The sequence below is a fragment of the Altererythrobacter sp. CAU 1778 genome (assembly GCF_054482795.1).
In genome coordinates this window covers 112600-128170 of record NZ_JBTLRP010000003.1, presented here as the reverse complement: position 1 = coordinate 128170, position 15571 = coordinate 112600, and the positions used below count along the sequence as shown (strand labels likewise).

The 15571-nt window shown below is 65.4% G+C and carries 17 protein-coding genes; 6 read left to right on the top strand and 11 right to left on the bottom strand.

All coding sequences use genetic code 11. The features are described 5' to 3' along the window. The first annotated feature begins 118 nt into the window (after positions 1–118). The 3 genes from ruvA (at position 119) to ruvB (ending at position 2266) form a co-directional block, all read left to right on the top strand. A complete protein-coding gene (ruvA, locus tag ACXYN8_RS12065; protein WP_458889708.1) occupies positions 119–724 on the top strand; it encodes a Holliday junction branch migration protein RuvA in 606 nt (201 codons plus the stop codon). A 176-nt stretch (positions 725–900) separates the two neighbouring features. Beyond that, on the top strand, positions 901–1233 hold the full coding sequence (locus ACXYN8_RS12060) for a hypothetical protein (protein WP_458889707.1): 333 nt from the start codon (positions 901–903) through the stop codon (positions 1231–1233). Then, positions 1226–2266 carry a Holliday junction branch migration DNA helicase RuvB gene (ruvB, locus tag ACXYN8_RS12055; RefSeq protein WP_458889706.1) on the top strand — a complete coding sequence of 347 codons (1041 nt, stop codon included), beginning with the start codon at positions 1226–1228 and terminating at the stop codon, positions 2264–2266. The genes ACXYN8_RS12060 and ruvB overlap by 8 nt, the downstream gene beginning before the upstream one ends. A 391-nt stretch (positions 2267–2657) precedes the next feature. Here ruvB and ACXYN8_RS12050 read toward each other — a convergent pair whose 3' ends face one another. The 4 genes from ACXYN8_RS12050 to acnA all read right to left on the bottom strand — a co-directional run bounded on the left by ACXYN8_RS12050 (position 2658) and on the right by acnA (position 6398). After that, the gene (locus ACXYN8_RS12050) at positions 2658–2783 is read right to left on the bottom strand and encodes a hypothetical protein (protein WP_458889705.1); all 126 of its coding nucleotides are present in this window, start codon (positions 2781–2783) and stop codon (positions 2658–2660) included. A gap of 27 nt (positions 2784–2810) precedes the next feature. Beyond that, entirely contained in the window at positions 2811–3062 is a 252-nt protein-coding gene (locus tag ACXYN8_RS12045) for a hypothetical protein (protein ID WP_458889704.1), read from the bottom strand. 36 nt (positions 3063–3098) lie between these two features. Further along, complete coding sequence (locus ACXYN8_RS12040) at positions 3099–3521, bottom strand: hypothetical protein (protein ID WP_458889703.1); 423 nt, start codon at positions 3519–3521, stop codon at positions 3099–3101. Between the two features lie 204 nt (positions 3522–3725). Next, entirely contained in the window at positions 3726–6398 is a 2673-nt protein-coding gene (gene acnA, locus ACXYN8_RS12035) for an aconitate hydratase AcnA (RefSeq protein ID WP_458889702.1), read from the bottom strand. 233 nt (positions 6399–6631) lie between these two features. Between acnA and ACXYN8_RS12030 the strand changes: the two genes are divergently transcribed. Continuing rightward, positions 6632–6760 carry a hypothetical protein gene (locus tag ACXYN8_RS12030; protein ID WP_458889701.1) on the top strand — a complete coding sequence of 43 codons (129 nt, stop codon included), beginning with the start codon at positions 6632–6634 and terminating at the stop codon, positions 6758–6760. On the opposite strand, the gene ACXYN8_RS12025 is transcribed toward ACXYN8_RS12030, so the two are convergent. Next, the gene (locus ACXYN8_RS12025; protein ID WP_458889700.1) at positions 6757–7641 is read right to left on the bottom strand and encodes a DMT family transporter; all 885 of its coding nucleotides are present in this window, start codon (positions 7639–7641) and stop codon (positions 6757–6759) included. The genes ACXYN8_RS12030 and ACXYN8_RS12025 overlap by 4 nt on opposite strands. Positions 7642–7822: 181 nt before the next feature. Here ACXYN8_RS12025 and ACXYN8_RS12020 point away from each other — a divergent pair, with 181 nt between their 5' ends. Beyond that, a complete protein-coding gene (locus ACXYN8_RS12020; RefSeq protein ID WP_458889699.1) occupies positions 7823–9196 on the top strand; it encodes a L,D-transpeptidase family protein in 1374 nt (457 codons plus the stop codon). 40 nt (positions 9197–9236) lie between these two features. On the opposite strand, the gene ACXYN8_RS12015 is transcribed toward ACXYN8_RS12020, so the two are convergent. The 6 genes from ACXYN8_RS12015 to ispG all read right to left on the bottom strand — a co-directional run bounded on the left by ACXYN8_RS12015 (position 9237) and on the right by ispG (position 14466). Continuing rightward, positions 9237–9890 (bottom strand): murein L,D-transpeptidase catalytic domain-containing protein, encoded by a 654-nt coding sequence (locus ACXYN8_RS12015; RefSeq protein ID WP_458889698.1) that lies wholly within the window; start codon positions 9888–9890, stop codon positions 9237–9239. A gap of 65 nt (positions 9891–9955) precedes the next feature. After that, positions 9956–10903 (bottom strand): hypothetical protein, encoded by a 948-nt coding sequence (locus ACXYN8_RS12010; RefSeq protein ID WP_458889697.1) that lies wholly within the window; start codon positions 10901–10903, stop codon positions 9956–9958. A 76-nt stretch (positions 10904–10979) separates the two neighbouring features. After that, positions 10980–11579: a retropepsin-like aspartic protease family protein gene (locus tag ACXYN8_RS12005; protein WP_458889696.1), complete on the bottom strand. Its 600-nt coding sequence runs from the start codon at positions 11577–11579 to the stop codon at positions 10980–10982. 26 nt (positions 11580–11605) lie between these two features. Further along, positions 11606–12532 carry a histone deacetylase family protein gene (locus ACXYN8_RS12000; protein WP_458889929.1) on the bottom strand — a complete coding sequence of 309 codons (927 nt, stop codon included), beginning with the start codon at positions 12530–12532 and terminating at the stop codon, positions 11606–11608. A gap of 39 nt (positions 12533–12571) precedes the next feature. Then, positions 12572–13330 (bottom strand): hypothetical protein, encoded by a 759-nt coding sequence (locus tag ACXYN8_RS11995; RefSeq protein WP_458889695.1) that lies wholly within the window; start codon positions 13328–13330, stop codon positions 12572–12574. Then, entirely contained in the window at positions 13327–14466 is a 1140-nt protein-coding gene (gene ispG, locus ACXYN8_RS11990) for a flavodoxin-dependent (E)-4-hydroxy-3-methylbut-2-enyl-diphosphate synthase (RefSeq protein WP_458889694.1), read from the bottom strand. Before ispG ends, ACXYN8_RS11995 begins: the two co-directional genes overlap by 4 nt. Positions 14467–14536: 70 nt before the next feature. Here ispG and ACXYN8_RS11985 point away from each other — a divergent pair, with 70 nt between their 5' ends. Beyond that, entirely contained in the window at positions 14537–15538 is a 1002-nt protein-coding gene (locus ACXYN8_RS11985; protein WP_458889693.1) for a zinc transporter ZntB, read from the top strand. Positions 15539–15571 lie beyond the last annotated feature (33 nt).

The following is a 15571-nucleotide window of genomic DNA, read 5'->3' as shown; positions in this document are numbered from 1 at the left end:
GACAACGCCGACATTCTCCCGAAGACGATAATCCGGTTTGCAGTCTGGCAATTGCGGGCGAGAACGGGCAGGAACAAAACGCGCTCAAGGTGCGCGTAGGGAGCGCGGAAACAGTTCGATGATTGCGAAGTTGACGGGGACGCTGGACGATTTCGGGGCCGACTGGGCGGTGATCGACGTCGCGGGCGTGGGCTATCTCGTTCACTGTTCGGCCAAGACGCTGGCGGCCATGGGTGCGCGGGGCGATGGCGTGACCATCTTCACCGACCTCCAGGTGAGCGAGAACGACATGCGCCTGCTGGGCTTCGCCGACGGGGCGGAACGCGACTGGTTCCGTTTGCTGACGCAGGTTCAGGGCGTGGGCAGCAAGGTCGCGCTGGCGATCCTCTCCGCGCTTTCGACGGCGGAATTGCAGGCCGCCTGCGCCGCGGGCGACGCTGCCACCGTGGCCCGCGCGCAAGGCGTCGGCCCGAAACTGGCGGGACGCATCGTCAACGAATTGAAGGATAAGGCGGGCGGCCTGGCCGTATCCGGCGGGCTCGGCGCAGCGGCGCTTGTCACTCATGCCGGCAGTGCCAGCGCCGATGCGGTCAGCGCGCTGGAAAACCTCGGCTTCAAACCGGCGGTCGCCGCGCAGGCGGTGGCGAAGGCGCAGGCCGAACTGGGCGAAGATGCCGCGGAGGGCGATCTCATCCGCGTGGCGCTGAAGCGGGCCGCGGGCTGATGGGGGGCATTCCCGACACACGCAATTCACGCGGCACGCTGGAACGGGCACCGACGGGGCGGGCCGATACGCGGTTCGAGCGTGGGAAGCCGCCCCGTCCGCCTCGGCCCGAGAGCGGCTGGCGGCGGAATCTGCGTTCACCGCATGGGTTCTGGACCTTTGCGCTGGCGGTTGCGGTGCTGGCAGGCCTCGGCCTGGTCTTTTTCGTGGTATCAATCGTCGGATTTCTCCCGGTGATCTTTCTCGCGATAAGCCTCACATGGGTGCTGATCGGGCATGCCACCGAGCTTGAGGATGAGCTGCCGACCGAAAAAATCAAAGCCCAGCTGGCCGACATCGTCCAGCATCTTGGCGAGCGCTTCGTGAAACCCGAGTGCCCCAATTGCGGCACCTCTGTTTTCGCGGTCGAGCACGCCGAATACGGCGCAGGGAAATTCGGAGAAGGTATCATCCCCGCGAAGGAATGCACGCAATGCGGTGCCGATCTGACGGAGCCGGTCGATGACTGATCCCGTGCCACTCCATTCGCCCGAGCGTCAGCCGGAAGACCCGGACGCGGCGCTGCGGCCCAAGTCGCTGGCGGAATTCGTCGGACAGGAAGCGGCGCGCGAGAACCTGCGCGTTTTCATCCAGTCTGCCAAAGCGCGCGGGGAGGCGATGGATCACACGCTGTTCTTCGGCCCGCCCGGCCTCGGCAAGACCACGCTGGCGCAGATCGTTGCCAGGGAACTCGGGGTGGGATTTCGCGCGACGAGCGGCCCGGTCATCGCGAAGGCAGGCGACCTCGCCGCTCTGCTGACCAATCTCGAAAGCGGCGACGTGCTGTTCATCGACGAGATCCACCGGCTGAATCCCGTGGTGGAGGAAATCCTCTACCCCGCGATGGAGGATCGCGCGCTCGACATCATCATCGGCGAAGGACCGTCGGCGCGCAGCGTGCGGATCGACCTGCCGCCCTTCACGCTGGTCGGCGCGACCACGCGGCAGGGGCTGCTGACCACGCCGCTGCGCGATCGCTTCGGCATTCCGGTGCGGCTCAATTTCTACACGGTGGACGAGCTGGAGAAGGTGGTCACGCGCGGGGCGAACCTGCTCGGCATGGCAATCGATTCCGCCGGCGCGCGCGAGGTGGCTCGCCGTTCGCGTGGCACGCCGCGCGTCGCCGGGCGGCTGCTGCGGCGGGTGCGGGACTTCGCGCAGGTCGCGGGCGATACGACGATCACCGCAAGGGTCGCGGACAACGCGCTCACCCGGCTGGAAGTCGATGCTCTAGGCCTCGACGCGATGGACCGCCGCTACCTCACCATGATAGCCGACATCTACAAGGGCGGGCCGGTGGGCGTGGAAACGCTGGCCGCCGGCTTGTCGGAGCCGCGCGACACGGTGGAAGAGGTGATCGAACCCTATCTCATCCAGCTCGGCCTGGTGGCGCGCACCGCGCGCGGACGATGCCTCAATGATGCAGGCTGGCAGCATCTCGGTATCGTGCCCCCCGTGAGTCGACCCGATTCGCCGCAGGGCCGCCTGTTCGGCGAGAAATGACGGTCTGGAGCCGACCGCCGACGAAGCTTTTTGCGCCAAACGGTTCCACATTGGGACAATGCGGCTCGTCGGGGCACGAAACCCTGTAAAAATGCGACTTTTACGCGGCTTTTGTTAGTTAACCGGGCTGTCGGAATCCCCGGTTCGCGTGTTTCCTGCCTACTGAGCCAATCGCCATAGCGCCAACTTCGCGGCGCAGGGGCGACGGTTCGCAACAGGAAAAGCGAGAACTGCCCATGTCCGTCCGTATGGCCCTAGCCAAGCTTTCCGCAATCGCTGCGGGGGGTGCGCTTGTCGGAGGGGGCGCCGTCCACGTCGCGGAAGCGCCCGTGACAGGCAGCCCGACCTACAAGTCTGCGAAGGGCGAAACCTACGTGAAGGGGCAGCCGCGCTACGTGAAGAGCCAGCCCAAGCGGGTGGCCGATCGCTCGATCCCGAAGAAGACCAAGCGCATTCGCCGCGTCATCACCAAGGAAGAGACGATCTGCGAAACGCCGCCGCAGATGGCGATGGCCATGCCGCTCCCGGCCCTGCCGCCCTTGCCTCAGCAGCCGATTTCCGGCGGCGGCGGTGGCGGCGTGACGGTGGTCGGCGGCGGACCGGGCTTCGGTGGCGGTTTCGGCGGAGGTTTCTTCGGCGGCTTCTTCGGCGGTGGCGGTGGCGGCGGCAGCGTTGTCATCAGCTCGACCACGGGCGAGGGTGTGCGCGACATCATCATCGACAACAACAACCAGAACAGCACGACGACCAGTTCGGGCGGAAGTTCTTCCTCGACCTCGTCGGGCGGCAGCTCCACATCGACAAGTTCGGGCGAGATCAGCTCGTCGACCGGTCAGGTGTCGACCAGCACCGGCGGCGTCAGCACCACCACCTCGACCACTTCGGGCAACGTCTCGACGAGTTCGGGGAATGTCTCGACCAGCTCGGGCAACGTCTCGACCAGTTCTGGCAACGTGACGTCGAGCTCGGGCAACAACGCTTCCAGTTCGACTTCGACCAGTTCCGGCACGATCACCAGCACGACCAGTTCGGGCACGGTGACCAGCACGTCGTCCACGTCGACGTCGGGTGATGTGACATCCAGCACCTCGACTTCGAGTTCGACATCGTCCTCGACGTCGAGTTCCACGTCGTCGTCGACGTCATCATCGACCTCATCCTCGACTTCGTCGTCCAGTTCGACGTCGACGTCGAGCGGCGGCACGACCACGAGCAGCGGCACCACCGGGACGCAGGTGCCCGCGCCGCCGATCACCTTGCTGTTCGGGGCCGCGGCGGTCGCGATGTTCGGCCGGCGTCGTTTCGCCCGATCGAACGGCGCAGAGGCCGCACAGATTGGCTGATCCGTCAGCGCCGCCGGGGGGGGGCTGTCGCAGGGAAAAAGAGGGCGGCCGCGAGCCGCCCTTTTTCATGGTGCGCAGCGACCTCACCAGCTCAGCTGCGCATCACGAAACCAAGATCAGGCTGCGAGCTTGCGCAACACGTACTGGAGGATGCCGCCGTTGCGGTAGTATTCCATTTCGTTGGCGGTATCGATCCGGCACAGCGCGGTGAATGCGAAGGTCGAACCGTCTTCGCGGGTCACCTCGACCTCGATATCCTGTCCCGGCGTCAGGTCGGCCAGACCCTTCACCGTGAAGCTGTCGGTCGCCGCGAGGCCGAGCGTTTCGCGCGTGGCGCCATCCTTGAACTGCAGGGGCAGCACGCCCATGCCCACGAGGTTGGAGCGGTGGATACGCTCGAAGCTTTCGACGATCACGGCGCGGACGCCGAGCAGGATGGTCCCCTTCGCCGCCCAGTCGCGGCTGGAGCCGGTGCCGTATTCCTTGCCGCCCACGACGACCAGCGGCGTTCCGTCCGCCTTGTGCTTCATCGCGGCGTCGTAGATCGCCATCTGCTCGCCCTTGTAGGTGGTGTAGCCACCTTCCACACCGGGGACCATTTCGTTCTTGATGCGAATGTTGGCGAAGGTGCCGCGCATCATGACGTCGTGGTTGCCGCGGCGGCTGCCGTAGGAATTGAAGTCCGGCTTCGCGACCTGGTTTTCCATCAGGTATTTGCCCGCGGGCGAATCTTCCTTGATCGATCCGGCGGGGCTGATGTGGTCGGTCGTCACGCTGTCGCCGAGGATGGCGAGCGGCTTGGCCTCAATGATGTCCGTGACCGGCGCCGGGGTCATTTCCATACCCTCAAAATAGGGCGGGTTGGCGACGTAGGTGGAGCCGGGACGCCACTGGTACGTGTCGGAACCCACGACATTGATCGCCTGCCAATGCTCGTCGCCCTTGTAGACGTCGGCATAGCGGGTGAGGAACATGTCGCGGTCGATATTGGCCGCGCGGTGATCGGCGATTTCCTGATTGCTGGGCCACAGGTCGGCGAGCATCACGTCCTTGCCGTCCTGGTCCTGCCCGATCGGGGTCTCGGTTATATCCTCGGTCACCGTGCCCTTGAGCGCGAAGGCGACGACGAGCGGCGGGCTGGCGAGGAAGTTGGCGCGCACATCGGGCGAAACGCGGCCTTCGAAGTTGCGGTTGCCGGAAAGCACGGAGGCGGCGACGATGTCATTGCCGTTGATCGCCTTGCTGATCGGCGGGGCGAGCGGGCCGGAATTGCCGATGCAGGTCGTGCAGCCATAGCCGACGAGGTCGAAGCCGATGGCATCGAGATCGTCCTGCAAGCCCGATTTCACGAGGTAGTCGGTGACCACCTGCGATCCCGGTGCGAGGCTGGTCTTCACCCACGGCTTGGGCTTCATGCCCCTGGCGTTCGCGTTGCGCGCGACCAGTCCGGCGGCAATGAGTACGTCCGGGTTGGACGTGTTGGTGCAGCTCGTGATCGCGGCAATCACGACGTCGCCGTCGCCGATATCGTGATCCTTGCCTTCCACCGCGACGCGGGCCGGGCCATCCTTCTTGTAGGTCGTCTTGAGGTCCGTATTGAACAGCTCGTCGAGGTCGGGCAGCGCGACCTTGTCCTGCGGACGCTTCGGCCCGGCGAGGCTGGGGACGACCTTGCTCATGTCGAGCGAGAGCGTGTTGGTGAACACCGGTTCGTTGTCCGGATCGAACCACATGCCCTGTTCACGGCAGTAAGCCTCCACCAGCGCAATGCGGTCCTCGCTGCGTCCGGTCAGTCGCATGTAGTCGAGCGTCTTGTCGTCGATGCCGAAGAAGCCGCAGGTCGCGCCGTATTCGGGCGCCATGTTCGCGATGGTCGCGCGGTCTGCGAGGCTCAGCGTCGCGACGCCCGGCCCGTAGAATTCCACGAAGCGACCGACGACGCCGACTTCGCGCAGCATCTGCACGCAAGTCAGCACGAGATCGGTGGCGGTGATGCCTTCTGCCATCGCGCCGGTCAGCTTGAAGCCGACCACTTCGGGGATCAGCATCGAGACCGGCTGGCCGAGCATGGCCGCTTCCGCCTCGATCCCGCCGACGCCCCAGCCCAGCACGCCGAGGCCGTTGATCATCGTGGTGTGGCTGTCGGTGCCCACGCAGGTGTCGGGGTAGGCGATCGCCGCACCGCTTTCATCGTCGCTCGACCAAACGCCCTGCGCGATGTGTTCGAGGTTGACCTGGTGGCAGATGCCGGTGCCCGGAGGAACGGCGGAGAAGTTCTCGAAGCTCTTGGAGCCCCACTTGAGGAAGTCGTAGCGTTCGGCGTTGCGGGCATATTCCAGCTCCACGTTCTTCTCGAACGCCTTGGGGTGGCCGAACTCGTCGACCATGACCGAGTGGTCGATGACCAGATTGACCGGCACCTGCGGATTGATCTTCGCCGTGTCGCCGCCAAGCTTGGCGATGGCATCGCGCATGGCGGCAAGGTCGACCACGCAGGGGACGCCGGTGAAGTCCTGCAACAGCACGCGCGCGGGGCGGTACTGGATTTCCTTGCCGGTCTTGGGATTGTTCTGCCAGTCCGCGATCGCCTTCGCATCGTCGACCGAGACGGTGAAGCCGTCATCCTCGAACCGCAGCATATTTTCCAGCAGCACCTTCAGGCTGAACGGCAGGCGCGACACGTCACCGATTTTCTCCGCGGCCTTCTTGAAGGAATAATAGGCGTATTCCTTGCCATTGACCGAGAGGGTTGAGCGGGTTCCGAGCGTGTCCTTGCCGACCTGGGTCATGCGTGCTGTGTCCTTTCGTGAATGCCGATGCGCCGCGCCGAGTGAGAACGCGGGTTTCCGGCGCAGAATTTGCCCGTGCACTGGTCAATGGAAGGCGTCAGGTCAAGGGGGACCAAGGGCGAACACCGCTCTGGCAGCGGCCTTCAGGCGCAGCTATGCGGGGCAGCGATGAAAGCAGGACACCTTTGATGGCGGCGCAAGGCGGCTCACGGCAGCGGATCGGCGTGGCAATAATGGCATTGGCGCTCGTCGTCGCGGCGTTCCTCGGCGCGATGCTCGGCTTCGTCGTCGATTTCGGGACGGGCGAGGACAAGGATACAGAGGCCGCCGCGGCGGAGGGCGCTGCAGCCGGCGAAGGCTAGAGCGCGGTCTGCTCGGTCCGCCGGGGGCGGGTGACGATCAGGCACCCGGTCACGATCAGGGCGGTTCCCGCCAGCGTGGTTCCGGTAACGCCCTCGGCAAAGAACAGCCAGCCGAACAGGACAGCCCAGAGAAATCCCGAATATTCGAGCGGGATCAGCACCTGCGTCTCCTCGCGGGCATAGGCCCATGCGATGGTCATCGCGCCCCCCACCGTAAGCAGGCTGGCAATGGCGACCTGGCCCAGCACCGGGCCGCTTGGCATAACGAGCAGCCACGGCGCCGCGACGCAGAATATCAGCGCTGCAACGCCGCTGTGGAAGGTCGCGATCTCCAGCGGTCCGGCGAGTTGCGACTGCTTGCGCATCACGATGAAATTGTAGGCATACAGCATTGCGCTGACGAGGATGGAACCGATGCCGAGCGCGGCATCGGGGTCCAGCGTGTCGCGCCCGATTCGCCCGCCCACGATCACCAGCGTGCCTATAAATCCCAGTACGGACGCGACGATTGCGCGGCGGTGGATCTTCTCGCCCAGCAGCACGCGCGCCAGATACAACGCGACCAGCGGCGCGACGAAGCTGATCGCGATGGTCTCCGCGATCGGCAGCTTGGTCAGCGCATAGAAGAATGTCAGCGCCATGAAGGCGGAAACGAAGCCGCGTTCGATATGCAGCTTCATCGCCCGGTGTGCCGGCCAGTGCTTGCGCCGCGCCAGCCAGACCGGCGCGACCATCAACGTCGCCAGGGTGGAGCGCAACAGAGCCGCGCTATAAGCTCCGACGGCCAGCGAAGCGCCTTTCATGTACGCGTCCATCAGCGACAGGAAGGCAACGCCGATCAGCGTGGACAGGATCGGCAGGAAGGCGACGTGGCGCTGCATGGTTTGCGCCCATACCCGCACTGCTTCGCCGCGGCATCTGCAAACGCACGATTCAGCGTGGGTAAACTTCGCGGGTCACACAGTTGACCAGACCGGGGGCTTGGGCGAAAATATCCAGCACAATCCCGGCCATGTCGCGGCAATCTCGCCGTGCAGACCGAACAACTGCAAACGGAACATCATGCGCCTCTCGATCCGAAATTCGCTTGCCCTTCGCACCGTTGGCCTCGTCGCGGCAGCCGTAGCCATGACCGGAACGGCCGCCGCTCAGCAGGTCACCGCCGAGCCTGTCGATCCCGATCCGGGCTACGAATCGGTCGAGGAAGCTTTTGCCGCAGAGGCCCAGTCCGCACCGATGGTGCAGCCGATTCCGGAAAAGATCCTCGTTCGGGACTGGTCGATCGCCAATGCCCAGGCACTGCTCGGCATCGTCGAATCGATCGGCACCGAGGGATTGATCCCCGCCGATTACAAGCCTGCCGAACTGCGCTCCGCGATCGCTGCCGGCACCAGTCCGCAGCTGAACGACATCGCCAGCCGCACCTTCATCTGGCTGGTCGAGGACTTGCGCGACGGGCGCACACCGATGGATGCGCGCAAGCAGTGGTTCGTCTTCGACCCCGATGCCGACCGTATGCCGAGCGAGGATCTGCTCAGGCAGGCGACGGCGAACGGCGACGTTGCCGGCGTGCTCGCATCGCTCGCGCCGCAGGTGCCCGAATATGAGGCGCTGAAGGCCGAACTGGCAAAGACGCCGGCCGCGCAGACGAAGAAGCGCGCGCTGATCCAGGCCAATATGGACCGCTGGCGCTGGCTCGCCCGTGACCTGGGGCGGCAGTACCTCATCACCAACGTCCCGGAATATCAGCTGCGCCTGACGGTCAATGACAAGATCATCCGCACCTACAAGACCATCGTCGGCAAGCCGGGCAGCACCGCAACGCCGCAGCTGGCCGAAAATGTCGAAGGCGTGATCTTCAACCCGACGTGGACCGTGCCGCAGTCGATCGTGAAGGGCGAAGGTCTGGGCGCGAAGGTGCTGGGCAATCCTGCCTGGGCTCAGCGCGCCGGCTATAAGGCGACAAAGGGCGCCAACGGCTTTGTCACCGTGGTGCAGCAGCCCGGACCGACCAATTCGCTCGGCATGATGAAGCTCGATATGCCGAATGCCCATGCCATCTTCCTCCACGACACGCCGAGCCGCGGCCTGTTCGGGCAGGACAGCCGGGCTCTGAGCCACGGCTGCATTCGCACGGAACGCGCGGTGGAACTGGCGATGACGCTGGCGATCCTGCAAGCAAAGATGCCCGCCGCCGAAGCGGTCGAAATCTCCAAGAGCGGTGAATACACCCGCGTGGGATTCGAGCGGAAGATGCCCGTCTATATCACCTATTTCACCATGGGCAGCGACATCGACGGCACCATGCGCAGCTTCGCCGATATCTACGGACGCGATGCGCCGGTGCTCGAATCCTTCCAGGCTCCGCGCAAGCCGAACCGCTCGCGCGTGACGGACGAGGAAGTGGTCGAGATCATCGACGACCTGCGCACCTGACGAATGAATGGGTGGCTGGGGGCGTGACGCCTCCGGCCATTCAGAAGTCGACGATCACCGCGTCGAGATCGAGCCTGTCCGCATAGAGCAGGCGCCCGCCGGAAAGCTGCGTAAGCGCCAGCTTGAAATTGTCCGGCCCCATGGCAAAGCAGCCGTTCGAGCGGCCAAGCCGCCCCCAGCGATCGACATGATCCTGCGTTGCGTAGCCTGCCGAATGCATCACGATATAGCGGCTGAGAGCATTGTTGTTGGTCGGGTCGAGCCCGCCCAGCCGGATCGATGTGCCGTAGCGCCCGGTGTACCATTCCCACGTCACATAGGCCCCGCGACTGGTCGCGTTGGAGCCTTCGATGTTGGAGAAATTGTTGAGCCAGCCGTCATGTTCCGGATCGGAACCGGTGCCATGGCTGACGAGGTAGCTGTTCACCTCGCCCCGGTCGAGATTGACGAAATGAAAGCGCGGGCGGGAGGAATGGGCGGCGAAATCCGCAATCCCCACGATGTCGCGCCGCCAGATCGCCGCGCCGGCCTTGTCCAGTTCGCGGCGGGCGATGGCGAACAATTTCTGGTCGCGGGCCGACAGCGTGCTTGCCTGCGCGGGCCGCGTCAGCGGCGACACGCCTGCAGCGGCGGCAAGGCCGCTGGCGATACTGCCTGCCAGAACGCTTCTGCGCGAAAGGTGGATCATGCTCATGTCTTAGCGCGACCTATATGGCAGCGCGCTGAATGGCGGCAAGCGGTCTTGAAGCCGGCGGGCGTTCACGCCGCCCGTTCCGCCTCTTCGCGCAGCATGGCAATGGCCTGGCGGCTGGCGTCGACATAGGCCGTGCCCTCGTGCCGCTTGGTGCCGATGAAGTGCAGGAAGGCGGTGTCGGCGGGCCAGGGCTCCCCGAAGTGATTGATGTAACGCGCGCTCGGCAGGAGCACTGGTTCCGGCTCGTTGGCGAGCTGGAAATTGGATGCGACCTGCTCGGTCCCCCATTCGTGCGTGGCGTCCTTGCCGATCATCCGCTCCATCTCGACCAGGAAGGCGGCGGCCAGCGGGCGACCCTGGCCCATCGCGGCAAAGCCTGCAAAGCCGGAGCAGCCACGCAGATATTTCCACTCGCGTTCCGCCGGGATCGTGTCGAGGCGCGATTCGATGCGTGCCTGCACGTGATCGTCGCGTCGGCCATCGGGATAGAGTTCGCGCGCGATCTGCCCTGCCGGCAACGCCCCGATCTCGCCCTCCGGCCCTCCGAGCAGGGCGAAGCTGCGGTTGCGCGCGATGGCACTTTCGACCTCCGGTACGGGGCCGAGCGTCACCGTGTCGCTGTCGAGCTGGATCCAGTATTCGCTGCTGCGCCGGTCGAGGATCGTCAGCAGCCGTTCCCATGTCCCGCCCTTCGGAAAGGGGCCGCGTTCCACGCTGGCGATGTCGATGATTTCCGGGTCGCCGCAATGCCGCGCCAGTTGTGCGCGATCTTCCGCCGTCAGCGTGCCGTCGTCCAGCAAGGCGATGCGCCCGCGCCCCAGCTGGTGCCATAGCGATTTCACCGCGACGAGATAGGGCGCGACCACCTTAGTCCCGATCATGGAGAACAGCACCAGCCCATCGTTGCGCGGCACGATCGGCGCGGTGTCGAAGATGTCATCGACCGCCCGCGCGTGAATCGCCGCCTCGATGCGGTTGCGCAGCCGGTAGGGGAGGTAACGCTGGATCATCATGCGACGGCCGTCTTTTCCTTTGCCGACCGCATTAGCCGAACAGCGTTAACGATCCGTTGGTTGCGAGCGCGTCCGGTCAGTCGTGCAGCACCATGGAATCGCCCGCGATTTCGACCCGTTCGACCTGCGAGAGGAAGCTCTGGCCAAGCAGCGTCACGTCCAACCCTTCCGGGATGATCACGGCGGAAACGTTGCTGGCGCGAATGCCATCGAGTTCCACGCTGTCGAGCGTTACCGGAACGCCGTAGACGTCGCCGCTCGCGCCGCGTCCGATCGGCGCGATCTCGCTCGAACTCCAATCCAGGCCGAGGCTGCGCGCATCGTCCCCGGTCAGTGCGACGATGCTTGCGCCGGTGTCCACGAGGACGTTCAAGTCCTGCGAATCGACCGTGATGCTGGCGTAGAAGTGGCCATCCGACTGACGGCTCAGCTTCACGATGCCGCCACTCGCCGGGTCTGACCCAGAGGCAGGGCGGCTGGTTCCGGGGCGCGGGAAACCGGATGTGCCGACCGCGACCTTGTTGCCGCTGGGCGTGCCGGGCGCATCGATGCTCCACGGGCTGGGGCGCGAATTGCCGACCGCTTCGCCAGCGGCAATTTCGCCGGGCTGCTCCGGCGCGCCGCCACAGGCGCAAAGCGTCAGGGCGAGCAGGATCGAGGCGCGGGTGCGGATCATCGCCGTGCGGCATACGACGGTGCCGCTTAAGGGGTGGTAAAACCTGCCAGCGCTTCATGGCTTGGAGCGGGAAAGCAGGCATTCTCCTGCGCCATGGCGATCATCGATGCGGCGTGCCGTTCCGCCACCGCACGGTCGTCGGTGCCGTATCCCCCGCCAAGCGCGCTTGCGACCGGAAGCCGGCGCCGCCGCGCCTCGCCAACCACGTAGCGATCGCGCGCCGCCAGCCCCGCGTCGCTCAGGGCCAGCCGCCCCAGGCGGTCGTCGCGATGGGGATCGACGCCCGCCTGATAGAGCACGATGTCCGGCGCGAAACCGTCAATCACGCCGGGAAGATGGGTGGTGAGGACATCCATGTAACCGTCGTCGTCCAGCCCGTCTGGCAGGGCAAGATCGAGGCTGGATCGGGCCTTGCGCGTCGGGAAGTTCTTCTCCGCGTGCAGCGACAGCGTGAAGACATCGTCGCGCCCTGCCATCAGGCTGGCCGTGCCGTCGCCCTGATGGACGTCGCAGTCCACGATCAGAACGCGGCGCGCATCGCCTTCCCCGATCAGGCGCGTCGAAACCACCGCAAGGTCGTTGAATACGCAATAGCCAGCGCCGGTGTCGTGCAGGGCGTGGTGGCTCCCCGCCGCGCTGTTGGCGGCATAGCCATGCTCCATCGCCAGCCGCGCGGCGAGCCATGTGCCGCCATTGGTATGTCGCACGCGCGACGCGATGCGCGGGGTGACGGGAAAGCCGATGCGCCTTTCCTTGGCGCGCGGGACGGACGCGGTGAAGACCTGCTCGACATATTCGGGATCGTGCACCGCCTCCAGCCAGCGGCGCGGGATCGGCGCGGGTGCGTGTTCGACCAGCGCGAACCCCTCGCGCGCAGCCCGTACGCGCAGCGCGACCATGACCAGCATGTACTTGTCGAACCGGAACGTCCCGCGTTCCGGCGGGGGAGCCATGTAGTCGACGTGGTGAACGACGTGGAGCACGCGCCGCGCCTATGCGGCAAAGGCAGCGTTCGGGCTTTCGCGCTGTTCGCCCGACTTAGGCGGCCGTCCCAGCCAGTAGCCTGCCGCCAGCGCTGCGCCCATCCAGCATGCCATCACCCCGACCAGCAAGGTGTCCCAGACCATCAGCGCCCAGACGATGGGGTAGGGTCGTCCCATGGCAAGCGTGTGGTTCGTACCGTGCACCCACTGCGCCGGCGCAAAGGCGAGCATCACCAGCAGCCCGATCAGCAAGGCTGCCAGCCAGCCGACCGTGTAACTCCGCCGCAGCGTCATGGTGCGGTCGCCGAACAGCGGTCCGAGCAGGTACACAAGCAGCGGCAGAAGCACGATCTGGACGACGAAGGTGATCGCCAGCGGCAAGTCCTGGGCGGACGATCCCGCGAGGACTTCGAACAGCATCGTAGCCGCCACGTTCACGGCGAGCGCGATCAGGAACGGCCTCCACGCGATCGTGCGCAGGTCCCACCAGCGTGTCCCAGCTCCGCCGATAAAACGCGCTGCGGCGAAGATGGCGAGGACTAAGCCAGCGATCTTGGCATAGCCGAACAGCCAGCGCGTGTCCGACATCGCCTCGGCGTTGAAAGCCGCCTTGCTGACGAACATCCCGGACTGGATCTCGTAAACGTGCTGGACGAACTCGGGCACCATGACGAGCAGCGGGATGATGGGTGCGAGCCTGAAGATCGACAGCCCGCCGAGGAACGTGACCTTCAGGGCATCCCCGATGCGGGCGAAGGCTTCCCTCATTCAGCCGCCACCGCGTGCGGATCGAAGGCCGCGGTCTCGCCGGCGTCGATCTTGGCCGCCTTTTCCTCGACCAGTCGCACGATGTGATCGAGCATCGCTTCGTTCTCGATGTGGTGGTCCTTCACCCCGGAAAGATAGACCATGTGCTTGCCGTTGCCACCGCCGGTCAGGCCGATGTCGGTTTCGCGGGCCTCGCCCGGCCCGTTGACCACGCATCCGAGGACCGAAAGGCTCATCGGCGTCTTGATGTGCTCCAGCCGCTTCTCCAGCGCCTCGACCGTGCGGATGACGTCGAAGCCCTGCCGCGAACAGCTGGGGCAGGACACGACGCGGACGCCGCGCGTCCTCAGACCCAGCGCCTTGAGCATTTCGAAGCCGACCTTCACTTCCTGCTCCGGCTCGGCGGACAGGCTGACGCGGATGGTGTCGCCGATGCCCGCCCACAGCAGGCTGCCGATGCCGATGGACGACTTGACCGTTCCGCCGATCAGGCCGCCAGCCTCGGTGATGCCGAGGTGGAGCGGGCAGTCCACCGTCTCCGCCAGCGCGTGGTAGGCTGCGACGGCGAGGAACACGTCGCTCGCCTTCACTGCCACCTTGTATTCGTGGAAGTCGTGATCCTGCAGCAGCTTGATGTGGTCGAGCGCGCTTTCGACCAGCGCTTCGGGGCAGGGCTCGCCGTATTTCTCCAGCAAGTCCTTCTCGAGGCTGCCCGCGTTCACGCCGATGCGGATCGCGCAGCCATTGGCCTTCGCCGCGCGGACGACTTCTGCCACCCGCTCTCCACTGCCGATATTGCCGGGATTGATCCGCAGGCAGGCCGCGCCCTTGTCCGCAGCTTCCAGCGCGCGCTTGTAGTGGAAGTGGATGTCCGCGACGATCGGGACATTCGCGGCGCGCGTGATTTCGTCGAAGCGTGCCGTCGATTCCTCGGTCGGGCAGGATACGCGGATGATATCGGCCCCAACCTCCTCGCACCGGCGGATCTGGTCGATCGTCGCGCCGACATCTTCCGTCGGCGTGTTGGTCATGGTCTGGACGCTGATCGGCGCATCGCCACCGACGGGGACATTGCCGACCATGATCTGGCGGGACTGGCGGCGCATGATGTCGCGCCAAGGGCGTACGGAAGACATGGTCGGCAATATAGGCCGGGCAGCATGAAGGAGCAATGACAGCCGCATGCGCTTGCGGCATGAGGGGTGGATGAGCGAAGTCCCAGGCAAAACCGGTTCCGACACCCCGCTGCTATTCGGACGCGTCCTCGACGGAAGGGGCGGCGGACGCGCGATCGCATGGGAAGAGGCGAAGGGCTGGCAGCCCGAAGCCGCGCAGGAGGTGCTGTGGGTGCATCTGTGCCGCAACCGACCCGGCGTCCAGCAATGGCTGGAACAGGGACTGGGCCTACCGGAACCGTCGGCCGAACTGCTGGTGAGCGACGCGACCCGCCCCCGTGCATTCCGCGAAGGGGAAACGCTGGTCGCGACCCTGCGCGGGATCAATTTCAATCCCGGTGCGGAGCCGGAAGACATGGTTTCCATGCAACTTTGGTGCGACGGCCGGCGGCTGGTGACGCTGCGCCGCGATCCGTTGCAGACGCCGCGCGACGTGCTCGCGCTGATCGATGCAGGCCGCGGTCCGGCGGACGCGGGAGCGTTGATCACGAATCTCACCGAGTTCATGATCGCCCGCATGAACGCCTCGGTCGTCGACATGAACGACCATATCGACGAGCTGGAAGAAGCCGACGTCGAGAGCGAGGGCGAAAAGATGCTCGCCAAGGTTTCGACCATCCGCCGCAATTGCCTTGCCCTGCAGCGTCACATGGGGCCGCAACACGTCGCGCTGGAAGCGATCAGCCGCGAGGCGCCGGCATGGTTCGAGGATCATGACCGGCGCGAAATCGCCGAGAGCATCGATCGCCTGCGCCGTTATCTCGACGACATCGACGTCAGCAAGGAAAGCGCCGTCGTGTTGCAGGACGAATTGCGCGCACGCGCGCTGGCACGCTCCGAACGGACAAATTACCTGCTCACCATCGTCGCCGCGATCTTCCTGCCGCTGGGGTTTCTCACCGGCCTGCTGGGCATCAACGTCGGCGGCATACCGGGGACCAAAGACGGCGACGCCTTCTGGATCGTGGTCGGCCTGTGCGGGGTGATCTTCGCCGCCCAGATGGCGCTGTTCTGGCGCTGGCGCTGGCTGTGATGCCGATTATGACAGGATTTGTCATATTGGTAA

Coding starts and splice junctions, on each gene's coding strand:
- ruvA (WP_458889708.1), top strand. CDS start 119: ATGATTGCGAAGTTGACGGGGACGCTGGACGATTTCGGGGCCGACTGG.
- ruvB (WP_458889706.1), top strand. CDS start 1,226: ATGACTGATCCCGTGCCACTCCATTCGCCCGAGCGTCAGCCGGAAGAC.
- ACXYN8_RS12050 (WP_458889705.1), bottom strand. CDS start 2,783: ATGGCCATCGCCATCTGCGGCGGCGTTTCGCAGATCGTCTCTTCCTTG.
- acnA (WP_458889702.1), bottom strand. CDS start 6,398: ATGACCCAGGTCGGCAAGGACACGCTCGGAACCCGCTCAACCCTCTCG.
- ACXYN8_RS12030 (WP_458889701.1), top strand. CDS start 6,632: ATGGCATTGGCGCTCGTCGTCGCGGCGTTCCTCGGCGCGATGCTCGGC.
- ACXYN8_RS12025 (WP_458889700.1), bottom strand. CDS start 7,641: ATGCAGCGCCACGTCGCCTTCCTGCCGATCCTGTCCACGCTGATCGGC.
- ACXYN8_RS12020 (WP_458889699.1), top strand. CDS start 7,823: ATGCGCCTCTCGATCCGAAATTCGCTTGCCCTTCGCACCGTTGGCCTC.
- ACXYN8_RS12015 (WP_458889698.1), bottom strand. CDS start 9,890: ATGAGCATGATCCACCTTTCGCGCAGAAGCGTTCTGGCAGGCAGTATC.
- ACXYN8_RS12010 (WP_458889697.1), bottom strand. CDS start 10,903: ATGATGATCCAGCGTTACCTCCCCTACCGGCTGCGCAACCGCATCGAG.
- ACXYN8_RS12005 (WP_458889696.1), bottom strand. CDS start 11,579: ATGATCCGCACCCGCGCCTCGATCCTGCTCGCCCTGACGCTTTGCGCC.
- ACXYN8_RS12000 (WP_458889929.1), bottom strand. CDS start 12,532: ATGGCTCCCCCGCCGGAACGCGGGACGTTCCGGTTCGACAAGTACATG.
- ACXYN8_RS11995 (WP_458889695.1), bottom strand. CDS start 13,330: ATGAGGGAAGCCTTCGCCCGCATCGGGGATGCCCTGAAGGTCACGTTC.
- ispG (WP_458889694.1), bottom strand. CDS start 14,466: ATGTCTTCCGTACGCCCTTGGCGCGACATCATGCGCCGCCAGTCCCGC.
- ACXYN8_RS11985 (WP_458889693.1), top strand. CDS start 14,537: ATGAGCGAAGTCCCAGGCAAAACCGGTTCCGACACCCCGCTGCTATTC.